Source organism: Arthrobacter sp. UYCu512, assembly GCF_040547075.1.
Lineage (GTDB): Bacteria > Actinomycetota > Actinomycetes > Actinomycetales > Micrococcaceae > Arthrobacter.
Window position 1 is genome coordinate 293,550 of sequence record NZ_JBEPPA010000001.1, and the last position, 13,714, is coordinate 307,263.

The following is a 13,714-nucleotide window of genomic DNA, read 5'->3' on the forward strand; positions in this document are numbered from 1 at the left end:
CTCCGGTCAGCGCAGGGCGGTGACGCGGGGTTCGCCGCCGCTTCAGGCGCTTCGTCTGTCCTGCGCAGCCGCGGCCTCAAGGTCGGCCATCCCCGCGTCGTCCGCTGAAGGGACGTGGTATCGCTGGCAGCGGTTCCGGCCGCCATGCTTGGCGGCGTACAGCGCACGGTCCGCGCAGGAGAGCAGGCTATGTGTGCCGGCTTCCTGTAGTTCGCAGACTCCAGCGGAGATCGTGATGGACCCGACGCCGTCAAAGGGCTGGGACGCGATGGCTTCGCGGGCTCGTTCGGCGGCCTCCAGCGCCTCGGCTGCGTCGCGGCCGGGCAACAGCCAGACGAACTCCTCGCCGCCGAACCTGGCGACGGTCTCGCCCTGGCGGGCTACCCGGCGCAGTCGTTCAGCGACTTCGGAAAGAACTGTGTCGCCGGTGAGGTGGCCAAAGGTGTCATTGACCCGCTTGAAGAGATCGATGTCCAGGACAACGGCGCTGAGTGCGCTCCCGCTGGTCTGCGCGAGCTCCACCTCCCTGTCGAGGGTTTCTTCCAGGGCCCGGCGGTTTGGCAGCCCGCTGAGCATGTCGGTGCTTGCTTGCCGTTCCAGGCTCGCCCGGGCCTCGGCGTTGGCGATGGCAATCTCCACAAGCTCGGCAAATTGCGCGAGCCGGGCCAGTACCGACTCCGTCAGGGCCGTGGCGGACTTCGATGTCAGGGCGAGCACGCCCCACAGCGAACCGTTGACCCGAATGGGTGCTGCCGCGGTGGACCGGAATCCGCCGGCAAGCATCTGCTCAGAGGTGCTGCCGCCGTCGGGGCCGTAAGTGACCAAGGCTGGCTTGCCGGTGACAGCGACCCGGACAGTGGCGGAAGAATCGGTGGCCGTGAAGATATGTGTTCGGCTCAGCGTGGGTGGAAGTACGGGTGCCATCGATACGATTTCGGCGGACGTGGGGCCGGTCAGGCGCGCCACGGCGGCCGAATCGACGTCGAAAAGTGTCCTGACAATGGCTGCGACCTGGCCTGCGATCTCCGCCGGGGCCTCGCTGCGGGCCACCGCGGTGGCGATTTCATGCAGCGCCGCCCAGGTCTTTTCCTGCTGCCGGCGGGCGGTCACGTCCACGGCGACCACCATGCCGGCGGCGTCGTCGTCGGAGAAGACCGGGCGGGCGGTCAGAAGGTAATGGCGCTCGCCGATGGTCCGTTTCCAGGTGACTTCCTTGCCGGCGAGGGCGGCCCGGTACCGCGGCTCCAGTTCGTGGGCCAGGGGTGCGCTAAGGGCGTCGTGGAGCAGCCGGCCTTCCATGGCTTCAGGGCTGTAGCCGAATGCTTCCAGCTCCTGCCCCTCCGCCACCAGGTAGCGCAAGTCCGCATCGAACAGAAGTACAAAGACCCCGGGAATGCTGCGGGCCAGTGTCCGGTACCGGTCCATGTCGCGCTGCTGTCGCCGCTCGGCCAGGACCCGCTCGGTGATGTCGGTGACCAGCACAAAAAAGCCCTGGACAGCGCCATCCCTGACATCCGGAACGTAGGATGCCTGGGCGTATCGGGTTGCGCCAGCGGCGTCCACCAGGGTCCGGTCGAAGAGCTGCGGTTCACCGGTGAGCACTTTCTCGATGTACTGCCGGTTCACGGCGAAGAGCTTCTCACCGAGCAGATCCCGGATATGGATTCCCTGCATCTGCCGGGGATCGACCTTGAACCACTCACCGTAGGCGTCGTTGGCGAGGCAGTTGCGCAGATCCTTGTCCCAGTAGCCAATCATTGCGGGAATCCCGTTCAGGACTGCCTGGATCAGTTCCGGCAGTTCCGGCAGTGGCTGCGGGATTGCTGCATCCCGGTTGAGAGGACTGCGAGTAGTCATTTTCCTAGTATCCACGCCACGGCCCCGCAGGGAAGAACTGTCACGGACATCGGAGGAACCACACGCTCCGCACCAGGCCGCGCACCGGCGGCGTCCCGGACGACAAACGCCCCTCCCGAGAAATCCTCGAGGGGGGCGTTTGTGGTCTTGGGGAAAGCATGGCGGCCGGCTGGCCGATGCTGCTATCCGGGGTATTTAGAGCGGGCGGATGTTCTCAGCCTGCGGGCCCTTAGGACCCTGGGTGACGTCGAACTCGACCTTCTGGTTCTCGTCCAGGGAGCGGTAGCCGCTGCTGGCGATTGCCGAGTAGTGGGCGAAAACGTCGGCCGACCCGTCATCCGGGGCGATGAAGCCAAAACCCTTTTCGGCGTTGAACCATTTAACTGTGCCTGTAGCCATGCCATATCCTTCTGAAATGCTGCTGATCTCCGGCGGCCCGGAGGCCAACGGCTGCGGAGACATTCGTCCGCTGTTGCCCAACCTACGGGGCTGAGGGCCATGGTGCAAGAGGCCAACGGGGGCATTTCCCCAAGCCGCGGGTCTATAGTCGGGGCACTATGACAACAATCTCGGTGGTTATCCCTACCCGGAACGATGCTGACATGCTCGCCGTGTGCCTGGCCGCACTCGCCCGCCAGACCCGTCTGGCCGACGAAATCGTAGTGGTGGACAATGCCAGCACTGACGACACCGCACGGGTTTGCGCCGCCGCGGGCGCCCGGCGGATCGCCGTCGAACTGCCGGGAATCGCCGCCTCCACGGCGTGCGGCTTCGATGAAGCCCGCTCCGAGCTGATCGCGCGGCTGGACACGGACTCGATCCCGGCAGCTGACTGGCTCGAGCGAGTAGCGGCGATACTGCAGGAGGCGGGCCCGCTATCCGCCGTTTCCGGCCCCGCAGATTTTTATGGCGAAGGCCGCTTCGCCCGATGGGTGGGCCGTCGCATCTATATTGCGGGATATTTCTGGGCCGTCGGCTGGCTGCTGGGGCATCCGCCGTTGTTCGGCTCGAACTTCGCGATGTGGTCCGATGTCTGGGACCGCGTCCGCGGCTCCGTCCACCGGGGCTTCCCGCTCGTCCACGACGATCTGGACATTTCCTACCGGATCCCGCCCGAAGTGACGGTGATCGCCGCCCCGTCGCTGCGGGTGCAGGTCTCGGCGCGGCCGCTGGCCAGCTGGCGCTCCGTCGGGCGCAAGCTGTCGATGACCTGGACCACCTTCGGCGTCGAGTTCGCGGACGAGCCACCGTTCCGGCGGCGTCGCCGCCGTCGGCAGTGGGAACGGGACCACCGGCGCTAGGCGGACTCGTAAAGCGCGATCAGATCGCGGCTCAGTTGGTACGGCGAGGTTTCGTTTGGGCTGTGGCCGCCCCGGTAAACCACAATGCGGGCACCGATCGACTGGGCGAAGCGGCGGTGCAACGCCAGCGGCCAGAGGTCATGCTCGCCGACGGCGACAAGTTTTGGCAGCGTCGCCGCGGCCAGCGCCGCCCGAAGGTCCGGCGCACGCTGCATCAGGGCGAAGATGTCATTCACGGAGCTCCGGCGGGTGAAGCGGAACCGGTGCTTCACAAACCGTAGACGCTGGGGCGGGACGTGGATCACATTCGCGCGGATGCCCCAGACCATCAGCGCGGCACCGATTCGCGGGCTGGCCCGGCCGCTGAAGCGGCCGATGCGCTTAACCCCACGAAAGCCCTGGCCCGGTTCGGGCGGGCAGCTCAGCAGCGTGAGGCTCCGGAACTTCTCCGGACGCCGGATGCAGGCCAACTGGGCAACTATCGCGGCGAAGGAATACCCGACGACGTGGGCGGCCCCTTCTTCTCCGTCCAGCATCGCGACCAGGTCACGAGTGAACAAGTCGTAATCGTAGTGCGTGCGTTCGGGCATGAGGTGTTCAGGGCCGGCCGCCGCGGAGTCGTACTGGCCGGCGATGTCATAGCTCACGGCGAAATAGCCAGCAGCGGCGAGCTCCGGAAGCATCAGGACAAAGTCTTCCTTGGAGCCCGTGGCCCCGGGAATCATCAGCACTCGAGGGTTACCCGGTGTACCCATGGAGAGTGTGGCGAGGGGGCCGCTGGGGGCGTCGAAGGTCCCCCGGACAGCGCCCTCGGGCACGGCGGCCCAGTCCACGTCGCCCAGGGCGGCGTCCCGGCGGGCGGCTTCGTCAACCAGCGCCGATCCGAACCCCTCGGGTTCCGGACCGTTGTGCGCAGTGCTGTCAGCGGACGCCATGGACTAAACATAGCCCCGTAGGGATCCGGCCGGGGCTACCCGGCTGGGCTGACCGCGCTCAGGCCACCTTGCCCACGAAGGCGCGGAGCCGGCGGTACACCTCCTGCGATTCCGGGTAGCGGTAGTTCTGCTGCCAGGTGTGTTCGGTATTGGCGCTGTCCCAGGCATAGACAAGGCTGTCCACGGGAACGGAATGTTCGTGCAGGCGGGCGATGAAGTTCATGTTGGCGGCGTAGAAGAAATCCCGTTCAGATGTGGTCACAAAGACCGGCGGGAAACGGGAATCCAGCCATTCGATGGGTGAGAGAAAGATTGCGCCGTTGCGCAGCGCCTCGAGCCGGCCGGAACTGGAGCCGCGGAACCTGCTGCCGAAGCGGAGGCCCGGCATCAGCATCCTGATGAAGTCCAGGCTCAGCACGAAGCCCTTGTCGAAAAAGACGGAGAAGTCCACCACGCTGCAGTGCTGGACCAGGCCCTTGAAATCTGCCGCGGGCACGGCTGGCGTCAGCCCGTGATGCCGCGCGAGCTCCGGCCGGAAGCTGGCTGCAGTCAGGAGGGCAGCAATCTGGCCGCCGGCTGAGTCGCCGCCAAGCACGATCCGGGATCCATCGCCGCCGTAACCGTCGATGTTGCGCCGCACCCAGGCGAGCGCGGCGTTGGCGTCCGCCAGGACGTGGCCCATATGGAACCGCGGCGCCATCCGGTAGTTGACATTGACCACCACCATGCCGCCCTCGGCCTGGCTCGCGCAGTACTTGGTCAGTGAGGCCTTATCTCCGGAGGTCCAGCCGCCGCCGTGGAAATACACGTAGACGGGCAGCGATCCCGCCGCAGCGGACCCGGCCGGTGCGGTGACTTCGGGGTGGGGGGTGATGACGTCCAGGCGGTGCGCCCGGATGCCGTCGCCGACAAAATCGATGTCGTGGAAATATTTGACGCCGGTAATCGGGTCGGTGTTGAAGCGGGAATTCTCGCTGGCCCGCACCGAGTGCATCAGCACCCGCCACGTCCACACCGGAACCCGCCGCAGCACGTTCCGGGCCCGGCGGGCCAAGGCAAAGGTGCCACCGGACTGTTGGGGTCGGTGGACGGGCTGGCACGCCGGCGTTGTCATGACCCCATTCTATCTGGCACAACTGTGCTACGGCTGTGCGGCCTCAGGGAGTCAGCAGGACCTTGATGGCACGCCGTTCATCCATGGCCCGGTAGGCTTCCGGGGCTTCCTCCAGCGGCATCACCACGTCGAAGACCCGGCCCGGATTGATCGTGCCGTCGAGGACGTCCGCCAGCAGCTCCGGGATGTAGGTCCGGGCCGGGGCCATTCCACCGCCGATGGAAATATTCGTGTCGAACAGGTAGCGCAGCGGGATCTCGCTGCCGCCGGTGGGGACACCGACAAAGCCCAGCGCGCCGCCCGGGCGGGTGCTGCGCAGCGCCTGGTCCATGGATTCCTTGGTTCCGACGCACTCAAGGACGGAATCGGCCAGTACCCCGCCGAGGAGTTCGCGGACCCTGGCGACGCCGTCGTCTCCGCGTTCTTCCACAATGTCGGTGGCGCCGAACTCCCGGGCGATCGCTTGCCGGTCGGCGTGGCGGGACATCGCGATGATCCGTTCGGCCCCAAGCCGCTTGGCGGCCAGCACCCCGCAGAGCCCGACAGCGCCGTCGCCTACCACCACGACGGTCCGGCCCGGCCCGGCCTTCGCGGCGAGGGCAGCGTGGTGGCCGGTGGCCATCACATCGGAGAGCGTGAGCAGGCTCTTCCGGAGGGCGTCGTCGGGTTCGCTGATTCCGGGAACCTTGACCAGGGTAGAACCGGCCAGCGGGACGCGGACCGCCTGGCCCTGGCCGCCGTCGACGCTCAAGCCGCTATCGTCGGTGCCGCCCCAGCCGGCCAGATGCTCACAGGCCACTGTTACACCGTTGAGGCACTGCGGGCAGGCCCCGCAGCTGACCACAAACGGTGCAATCACCAGGTCCCCGATGGCAAGGCTGGTAATTGCCCCGCCGACGCTCTCCACCGTGCCGATAAATTCGTGTCCGATGGCGGACGGCCTGTGGGTGGGCTTTACCCCCGGTAGGGCCACAGATCGGAGCCGCAGACGCAGGACGCGGTAACTTTCACAACGGCGTCGGTGGGCAGCTGGATGGTGGGGTAGTCGCGGTCTTCGACCCGGATGTCACCGGGGCCATGGATGATGGTGGCGCGCACGAAGGCTCCTTGCGTGGGGGTGGGCAGGCTTGGACCGAGTTTAGTCCTCCCGGCCCGCGGGGCGCAGGGGGATCACTTCCCTGATCTGCGGTTCAGCCCTTGTGCTTGCCGCGGCTTTTACAACTAGGCCTGACCCCACCGCGACCCCGCGTTGCTTTATGCCCCCTCCGCCACCCACCCGGGTAGTCGTCCAGTCCTTGAAGAGTCCACCCGGTCAGGTGGTTGCGGGCCACTCCGGCTGCTGAGCCACACTGAGACCAGTCCTCAATGTGGCTTGGATCACAGTCGAAAGTTGAGGAATTCGCCGCTGGTGTCACCGCGCCTCAACATACAAAGGAGTATCAATGGAACGGCTCATTAACATCGACAACGGTGGGACGCTGACCGATATCTGCGTCTGGGACGGTGAGAATTTCTCGTTCACGAAGACTCTCACCACGCCCTTTGACCTCTCCCAGTGTCTCTTCGACGGCATGGCCAAAGCTTCCAAGGAAATCTTTGGCGAAGAGGATCTCCCCGGGCTTCTGCACTCAACCCGTCACATCCGGTACTCCACCACCCAGGGGACAAATGCCCTCGTGGAGCGCAAGGGTCCCCGGATTGGTATCCTCACAGACAGCCCCGCGCTGGCCGGTGAGCTCCGCAAGGGCGGGGCGGCCGCTGAGCTGTTTGAAGACCTTGTCGGGACGCGGGTGGCAGTCATCCATGCCGACCAGGACGTGGAGGAGCTCGCCCAGGAAATTGTGAAGCACGTCAACCGGCTGACGACCGACGGCGCCGCCCGGCTGGTCATCGCCATGGCCGACCGCAACAAGGAGAAGGCCGTCAAAGGCGTTCTGCTCCGAAAGTTCCCCCGCCACCTGCTGGGCTCGGTACCCATGTTGTTCTCCTGGGAATTCACGCCCGACACCGTCCAGGCCCGCCGGGTGTGGTCCGGAATCATCAACTCCTTCCTGCACCCCACCATGGAGCGGTTTCTCTACAGCACCGAGCACCGGCTGCGGGACCATAAGGTCAAGAACCCGCTCCTCATTTACCGCAATGACGGAGCTTCGTCGCGGGTGGCCAAGTCTGTCGCGTTGAAGACCTACTCTTCCGGTCCGCGCGGCGGGCTGGAAGGGACCAAGGCCCTCTCGGAGGCCTATGGACTCGCGCACGTTCTGATGATCGACGTCGGCGGTACCACCACTGACGTCGGCTCGGTCAAGAACTCGACCATCTCGACGGACCGCAGGGGCGCCATTCAGGGAGTCCCGGTGTCATTCGAGATGAGCAACGTCCATTCCAGCGGCGTGGGGGGCAGTTCCGTCATTGCCCTTCGCCACGGCGTCATTACCGTCGGCCCCGAGAGCGTCGGAGCTGCACCGGGTCCCGCTTGTTTTGGTTTTGGGGGCAAGCAGGCCACGATCACGGACGTAAACCTACTGCTCGGCGTGCTCGATCCGGACACCTACCTCGATGGAGGCTTCAGTCTGGACGCGGAACGCTCCCGCGCAGTCATCACCGAAGTCATCGCGGAACCTTTGGGGATCACCCTGAATGAAGCCCTGATCCGGATGGAGGCCGCCTACTTCGAACGTATGTCGCAGTCCTTTGCCGCCGACGTCGAGGCTGCGGACGCCACAACAGTTGCTGCGTTCGGAGGTGCCGGACCGATGAGCGCGTGTGGTGCCGCGCGGATCGCCGGCGTCCGCCGTGTCCTGGTGCCCAAGATGGCCGCCGTCTTCTCAGCCTTCGGAATCGGTTTTTCCGACATTGCTCAGACCTATGAGGCCAACGTCGCGGGAATGGACGCGGAAAACTTCGGCGCAACCAAGGCGACGCTGCTGGCCCGGGCGGCGCGGGACATGTTCCAGGAGGGCCACGAAATTGACGAATGCCGGCTCGAATGGAATGTGGTGCTCGAAGACGCCGACGGCCAGCTGGTTTCCGAGCTGCCGTACCTGGCTTCCGACCCGCAGCCCGGCACCAGCAACCACAACACCTTGCTGACCCTGACGGCCCGGTATGAACTGCCGCACGCATCGATCAGGCGGGCCGAATCAGTGGCGAAGACGCCCGCCGTCGCCGCCTCCACCCGAAAGGTCCGCTCCGCCGTGGACAAGGTCGACGATGTTCAGGTCTTCGACCTGGACAGCCAAACGGCCGGGGCTTCGGCGGCTGGCCCCGCAATCGTCGAAGGCCCCTACTTCACGGCCCGGGTGCCGCATGGCTGGGTCTTCGACGTGACGGTCTCCGGAGACCTAATGCTCACAGACACCCTCCAGAAGTGACCCCAAACTACAGCCAAGAAAACAGGTGAGACACGCTATGCGAATTCCAATGACGGAATATCTGATCATCGATCTCGACACTGAACGGTGGAACTGCAAGGTCTGCAACCAGGACCTCGGCGAGGCCAGAGGCAACTACAAGGAGGGGACACTGGTCTACGACCGGGACCCCACGGAAATCCACCAGTCGATCCTGGACCCGGAGAAGTACGAATTCACCTTCGCTCCGGACCCCACATTCTGCCGGATTCTTGAGTTCTACTGCCCGGGTTGCGGGACACAGCTGGAGACGGAGTACGTACCGCCGGGACACCCGCCCACGGTGGACATGCTGTGGGACATCGACTCGCTCCGCGAAACCTGGATCAAGCGGGGCACCAAGCCTGAGACCGTCATCAACTACGGACCCGGCGAAGAGGCGGTCGCCGATTTCAGCCCGCCACTCGGCTCCTACAACACCCACAACCATTCCCCCCATTCGTTCAGCTAGTACTTGGAATAAAGGAGACCACTGGTCATGAAACGAATCTCCGTCGACATCGGCGGCACATTTACCGACTGCTTTTTTGCCTGGGAAGACCAGTACGTTGAAGCAAAGGCGCTCACCACGCACCACAACCTGGCCCAAGGCTTTAATGAAGCACTCGACCTCGCCTGCTCACGCGCCGGACTGGACCGGGACCTCGTCCTGAAGGAAGTCGACTCAGTCCGCTATGCCACCACCCTCGGCACCAACGCCCTGATCGAAGGTAAAGGCCCACGTGTGGGGGCGCTGGTCACCCACGGCTTCGAGGACACCATCCCGCTCTCCCGAGGCCGTGGCTACGGCGAAGGACTGGACCCTTCCAAGCAGCAGAACATGCCCGATGCCACCCGCCCGGACCCGCTTGTGCCCCGCGCCTTGATCCGGTCGGTGAAGGAGCGGATCAACTCGGCCGGCAAGGTGGTCGTTTCGCTGATGGAAGACGATGTCCGCAGCCAGGTGCGCGAACTCGTGGACGCCGGAGCGGAAGCGATCGTGGTCTCCCTGGTCAACTCGACCGAGAACCCGGTCCATGAGCAGCAGATCCTGGAGATCATCCTGGACGAGTACCCTGCCCACGAGCTCGGAGCCATCCCGGTCCTGTTGGGAAGCCAGGTTTCGGGACGAAAAGGCGAGTACGTCCGTGCGACGTCGACGATCGTGGACGCGTTCCTGCACGAGATCATGTTCCACGCGCTGGGGCAGCTGTCCAACAACCTGCGTACGTCCGGTTACGACAAGCCCATGCTGGTGATACACAACTCGGGCGGCATGGCGCAGTCCAACTCGACGGATGCCCTGCAGACCATCCATTCCGGGCCCATCGCCGGAGTGGGCGCTGCCCAGCACCTGGCTAACAGCACTGGTCTGGGAAACGTAATCTCGACGGATATGGGCGGCACGTCCTTCGACATTGGCCTGGTCCCGGAAGGCGGCGTCAAGCACTACGACTTCCAGCCGACCATAGGCCGCTGGCTGGTATCGGTTCCCATGATCCACCTGCTGACGCTGGGTGCGGGAGGAGGTTCGATTGCCAGCTATGACCGCATCCACCACGCGGTACAGATCGGGCCGGAATCGGCAGGTTCGGATCCGGGCCCCGCGTGCTACGACCGCGGCGGCCTCCGCCCCACAGTCACGGACGCTGACCTGGTCCTGGGGTACCTGGACCCGGACAACTACGCCAACGGCTACATCAAGCTGAACAAAAAGCGTTCCGCCTACGCAATCGACGAGGTCCTCGCTGATGACCTAAACATGGATACCATCCAAGTTGCCAAGATCATCAAGAATGCTGTCGACGAGCAGATGGCGATCGGAATGGCCAAAGAGCTGCGGGTCCGGGGATACCTTCCGGAAGACTTCACCATGCTGGCCTACGGCGGCAACGGCCCCCTGCACGCCTGTGGCATTGCCGACCACGCCGGCATTCGCAGGATCCTCGCGCCGCCGTTTTCCTCGGTATTCTCGGCCTGCGGCGCCGGCAACATGAAGCCACTCCACATCCACGAGCGCGGCTCCCATGTTGTGCTTTACAACCCCACTGACCGCAGCCTCTACCAAAGCTACGACGAGCTGAACAATGTCATCCAGGAGCTGGAAGCGAAGGGCAAGGAAGACCTGATCCGCCAGGGGTACGACCCCGCCGACATCCGCTACAGCCTCGAGATGGACATGCGCTACGGGAACCAGCTGGTGACCACGGCCGTCGTTTTCGACATCAACCGCGTGAACGGCGTCGCCGACGTCCTTCACCTGATCCGGACGTTCTCGGATATCTATGGCAAACGCTACGGTGCCGGCAGCCAGGCTCCCGAGGCCGGTATCCGGGCCCAGACCGTGCGGGTGTCGTCCTATGTGGACGGGGACGTGGTCAAGTTCGATTCGATCGACTCCGGACACGACAGGACCATGCCCAGCCCGGTCGGCACCAGGCAGGTCCACTTCGTGAAGATCGACGGGGCCGTCGACACTCCGGTGTACGACGCCGAGGCCCTCCACCACCAACACGTCATCCACGGCCCGGCCATCGTCACCACCGAAAACACGACGTATCTGGTGGAACCGGGATGGCGCCTGGAACCGACATCCCAGGGAGCCGTGTGGTTCCTCAAAGACTGATCCCGTGCCGCACGGATCCCATCCAGACCTTCCAGCTCATCCCATTGAAGGAGCTCGACAGCAATGACGCTTACAGCAAATGAACGCAGCACTGCCGGCAAAGCCGGAGATACAGCCGACGACGCTTCCCAGCCGCTGACTGCCCAGGAGCAGCAGTGGGTGGCCCAATTTATGGACGAAACAACCCTGTTCCTCGGCCCGGACCCGGCCATCATGCGAAGCCACCAGATCACGTCCCGCTCCGCTTACGAGGAGGAGTGCATCTCCAAGGGCGTGGACCCGATCAAAGTGGACCGCATCCGCAAGCGCCTCGCCGGCGCCCTGGATGAGGGCTACGAAATGTGCGAGGCCATGGGTGCCGCTCCCGGTGCCAAATGGGGGGACCTGACGACGGCGATTTACACCGCCGAAGGGGACGTCACCTACCTGTCCTGCCACGGTGTGATCGCGTTCTCGGCGATCCTGCATCACCCGATCCGCTACATCATGAAGTACTGGAAGGACGAGCCGACGGTGGGGATCAACCCCGGCGATGGATTCATCCACAACGATGCCCGGTACGGAAACGTCCACAATACAGACCAGTCCATGATCATGCCGATCTTCCGCGAGGGAAAGATCATCGCCTGGGTCGCCGCGACCATTCACGAAGGCGAAAACGGGGCCTGCGAGCCCGGCGGAATGCCCTCGGGCTCCGAGACCCCGTTCGACGACGGACTCCGGATGTCCCCGTTTAAGATCGTTGAAAAGGGCGATCTGCGCCGGGACCTGCTGACGTTCCTGCAGCACTCGGTTCGCGATCCCAAGCTGCAACTGGCTGACCTCAAGGTCAAGATCGGTGCCGTCCAGCGCATCCAGGAACGCGTCGACAGCATCATCGACGAAGTGGGAGTGGAGACCTTCGTCGCTGCCCTGCGCGTCACCGTTGAAGACGTGGAGCAGGAAGTCAAGCGCCGCATCAGTGAACTGCCGGACGGGACCGTGTCCTTCAACCAGTTCATGGACTCCACCCTCAAGGAGAACATCCTGATCAAGTTCGCCTGCAAGGTGACGGTCAAGGGAGACAAAATGACCGTGGATCTAAGGGGGACGGGTCCCGAAATCCTCAACCGGGCCATCAACTCCCCGCTGTGCTCGGTCAAGTCGATGATGATGCAGGCGATCTTGGCGTTCTGGTGGCCTGACCTGCCCCGCTGTACCTCGGCGATGTCACCCATCGACATCATCTCGGATGAACACACGTGGGCCGACGCTGGTTACGACGCTCCGATGGGGCAGTCGCTGCAGGCGTCGTTCCGGGGATTCTCTGCCCTGCAGACTGCCTTTGCCAAGATGCAGTTCTCCAATCCGGAGAAGTTCTCCAACGTCCTCGCTCCGTGGTTCAACCAGATCAACACCTTCCTGTGGGGAGGCCTGACCCAGCACGGCGACCAGGTGGGCAACCTGTGTGCCGACCTCAACGGCATGGGCGGCGGTGCCAAGGCCTTCCGCGACGGTGAGGACGCCGTCTCACCGTTGTTCTGCGCCATGGCTGACACCGCTGAACAGGAAGTCATGGAGGAGGAAGTTCCTTTTATGCAGCTGGTCAGCAAGCGGATCGTCCGCGACAACCAGGGCTTCGGCAAGAACAGCGGCGGCATGGGCTACGAGATGATCGTTGCCGCCGAGGGAACGCCGATGTGGGGCTTCATGACCGTCACCTCGGGATCCAAGTTCTCGTCCGTGACGGGAATGTTCGGCGGCTACGGCTGCAGCACGACGCCGCTGGCCATGGTCAAGGGCATCAACATCTACGACGTGATCCGCAAGGACTCCAGCAAGTTCGATTTGTCCATGGAACGGATCATGAACGAGCAGCCCTACGAGGGCGGCAAGTACACCACTTCCCATATGGGCCTGCAGTTCGACGTCGCCAAGGATGGCGAGATGTACATGATTGCCCAGGGCTCCGGCGGAGGGTATGGCGACGTTCTGGAACGTGATCCGGAGGCGGTGGCCAAGGATCTGGAACTCGGCCGCATTTCACCGAAGGTCGCCACCAGCATCTACGGCGTCGTCTGGGACCCTGAGACTTTCGTGGTGGACCAAGAGGCAACCACCCAGTTGCGCCACGACTCACGGCAGGCCCGGATCGCCCGTGGCAAGCCGTACAAGGAATTCCTCGAAGGATACGTGAAGGCCGAGCCCCCGAAGGACCTGCTCTACTACGGGTCCTGGGGCGACGACACGGAGGAACTCACAGCCACCCACTTCACCAACAACGGACCGGAGCGGGTCAAGGCGACCATCGACAAGCTGCCGCTGATCATGCTTCCAGACCGCAGGGAAGTCAAGATCAGCGCCCTGGAGGACCGAATCCGTGAGCTCGAACTGAAGCACGGGGAAGTTGTCCACCGTAAGTCCTAGCCCGCTACGGCACGTCCCGGCCCGGGACGCAGCAACTCACGAACCCTTCAGCGCCGCATCCTCCCCATCCAGGACGGTGCGGCGCT

General features: G+C 64.3%; 9 protein-coding genes and 1 pseudogene. 5 read left to right on the forward strand and 5 right to left on the reverse strand.

The annotated features are described in order from the left end of the window. Positions 1-42: 42 nt before the first annotated feature. Both ABIB49_RS01435 and ABIB49_RS01440 read right to left on the reverse strand, forming a co-directional pair. Positions 43-1,857 carry a sensor domain-containing diguanylate cyclase gene (locus ABIB49_RS01435; protein WP_282359549.1) on the reverse strand — a complete coding sequence of 605 codons (1,815 nt, stop codon included), beginning with the start codon at positions 1,855-1,857 and terminating at the stop codon, positions 43-45. Between the two features lie 195 nt (positions 1,858-2,052). Further along, positions 2,053-2,256 (reverse strand): cold-shock protein, encoded by a 204-nt coding sequence (locus ABIB49_RS01440; protein ID WP_013599688.1) that lies wholly within the window; start codon positions 2,254-2,256, stop codon positions 2,053-2,055. Positions 2,257-2,414: 158 nt separating this feature from the next. On the opposite strand from ABIB49_RS01440, the gene ABIB49_RS01445 reads away from it, so the two are divergent. Continuing rightward, a complete protein-coding gene (locus ABIB49_RS01445; RefSeq protein WP_282359550.1) occupies positions 2,415-3,158 on the forward strand; it encodes a glycosyltransferase family 2 protein in 744 nt (247 codons plus the stop codon). Here the strand turns inward: ABIB49_RS01445 and ABIB49_RS01450 are convergent. The 3 genes and pseudogenes from ABIB49_RS01450 to ABIB49_RS01460 form a co-directional block, all read right to left on the reverse strand. Further along, on the reverse strand, positions 3,155-4,093 hold the full coding sequence (locus ABIB49_RS01450) for an alpha/beta fold hydrolase (protein ID WP_282359551.1): 939 nt from the start codon (positions 4,091-4,093) through the stop codon (positions 3,155-3,157). The two genes, ABIB49_RS01445 and ABIB49_RS01450, sit on opposite strands and share 4 nt — an antisense overlap. Before the next feature lie 58 nt (positions 4,094-4,151). Beyond that, a complete protein-coding gene (locus ABIB49_RS01455; protein ID WP_282359552.1) occupies positions 4,152-5,207 on the reverse strand; it encodes an alpha/beta hydrolase in 1,056 nt (351 codons plus the stop codon). 43 nt (positions 5,208-5,250) lie between these two features. Next, positions 5,251-6,305: pseudogene (locus ABIB49_RS01460) on the reverse strand (zinc-dependent alcohol dehydrogenase family protein). A 344-nt stretch (positions 6,306-6,649) separates the two neighbouring features. Here ABIB49_RS01460 and ABIB49_RS01465 point away from each other — a divergent pair. The 4 genes from ABIB49_RS01465 to ABIB49_RS01480 all read left to right on the forward strand — a co-directional run bounded on the left by ABIB49_RS01465 (position 6,650) and on the right by ABIB49_RS01480 (position 13,628). After that, positions 6,650-8,578 carry a hydantoinase/oxoprolinase family protein gene (locus tag ABIB49_RS01465; RefSeq protein WP_226773395.1) on the forward strand — a complete coding sequence of 643 codons (1,929 nt, stop codon included), beginning with the start codon at positions 6,650-6,652 and terminating at the stop codon, positions 8,576-8,578. Positions 8,579-8,627: 49 nt separating this feature from the next. After that, the gene (locus ABIB49_RS01470; protein ID WP_256446489.1) at positions 8,628-9,068 is read left to right on the forward strand and encodes an acetone carboxylase subunit gamma; all 441 of its coding nucleotides are present in this window, start codon (positions 8,628-8,630) and stop codon (positions 9,066-9,068) included. A gap of 27 nt (positions 9,069-9,095) precedes the next feature. Continuing rightward, the gene (locus tag ABIB49_RS01475) at positions 9,096-11,222 is read left to right on the forward strand and encodes a hydantoinase/oxoprolinase family protein (RefSeq protein WP_226773393.1); all 2,127 of its coding nucleotides are present in this window, start codon (positions 9,096-9,098) and stop codon (positions 11,220-11,222) included. A 63-nt stretch (positions 11,223-11,285) separates the two neighbouring features. Further along, positions 11,286-13,628, forward strand: coding sequence for a hydantoinase B/oxoprolinase family protein (locus tag ABIB49_RS01480; RefSeq protein ID WP_226773392.1), 2,343 nt, complete (start codon positions 11,286-11,288; stop codon positions 13,626-13,628). Positions 13,629-13,714 lie beyond the last annotated feature (86 nt).

Coding starts and splice junctions, on each gene's coding strand:
- ABIB49_RS01475 (WP_226773393.1), top strand. CDS start 9,096: ATGAAACGAATCTCCGTCGACATCGGCGGCACATTTACCGACTGCTTT.
- ABIB49_RS01435 (WP_282359549.1), bottom strand. CDS start 1,857: ATGACTACTCGCAGTCCTCTCAACCGGGATGCAGCAATCCCGCAGCCA.
- ABIB49_RS01470 (WP_256446489.1), top strand. CDS start 8,628: ATGACGGAATATCTGATCATCGATCTCGACACTGAACGGTGGAACTGC.
- ABIB49_RS01450 (WP_282359551.1), bottom strand. CDS start 4,093: ATGGCGTCCGCTGACAGCACTGCGCACAACGGTCCGGAACCCGAGGGG.
- ABIB49_RS01455 (WP_282359552.1), bottom strand. CDS start 5,207: ATGACAACGCCGGCGTGCCAGCCCGTCCACCGACCCCAACAGTCCGGT.
- ABIB49_RS01465 (WP_226773395.1), top strand. CDS start 6,650: ATGGAACGGCTCATTAACATCGACAACGGTGGGACGCTGACCGATATC.
- ABIB49_RS01440 (WP_013599688.1), bottom strand. CDS start 2,256: ATGGCTACAGGCACAGTTAAATGGTTCAACGCCGAAAAGGGTTTTGGC.
- ABIB49_RS01480 (WP_226773392.1), top strand. CDS start 11,286: ATGACGCTTACAGCAAATGAACGCAGCACTGCCGGCAAAGCCGGAGAT.
- ABIB49_RS01445 (WP_282359550.1), top strand. CDS start 2,415: ATGACAACAATCTCGGTGGTTATCCCTACCCGGAACGATGCTGACATG.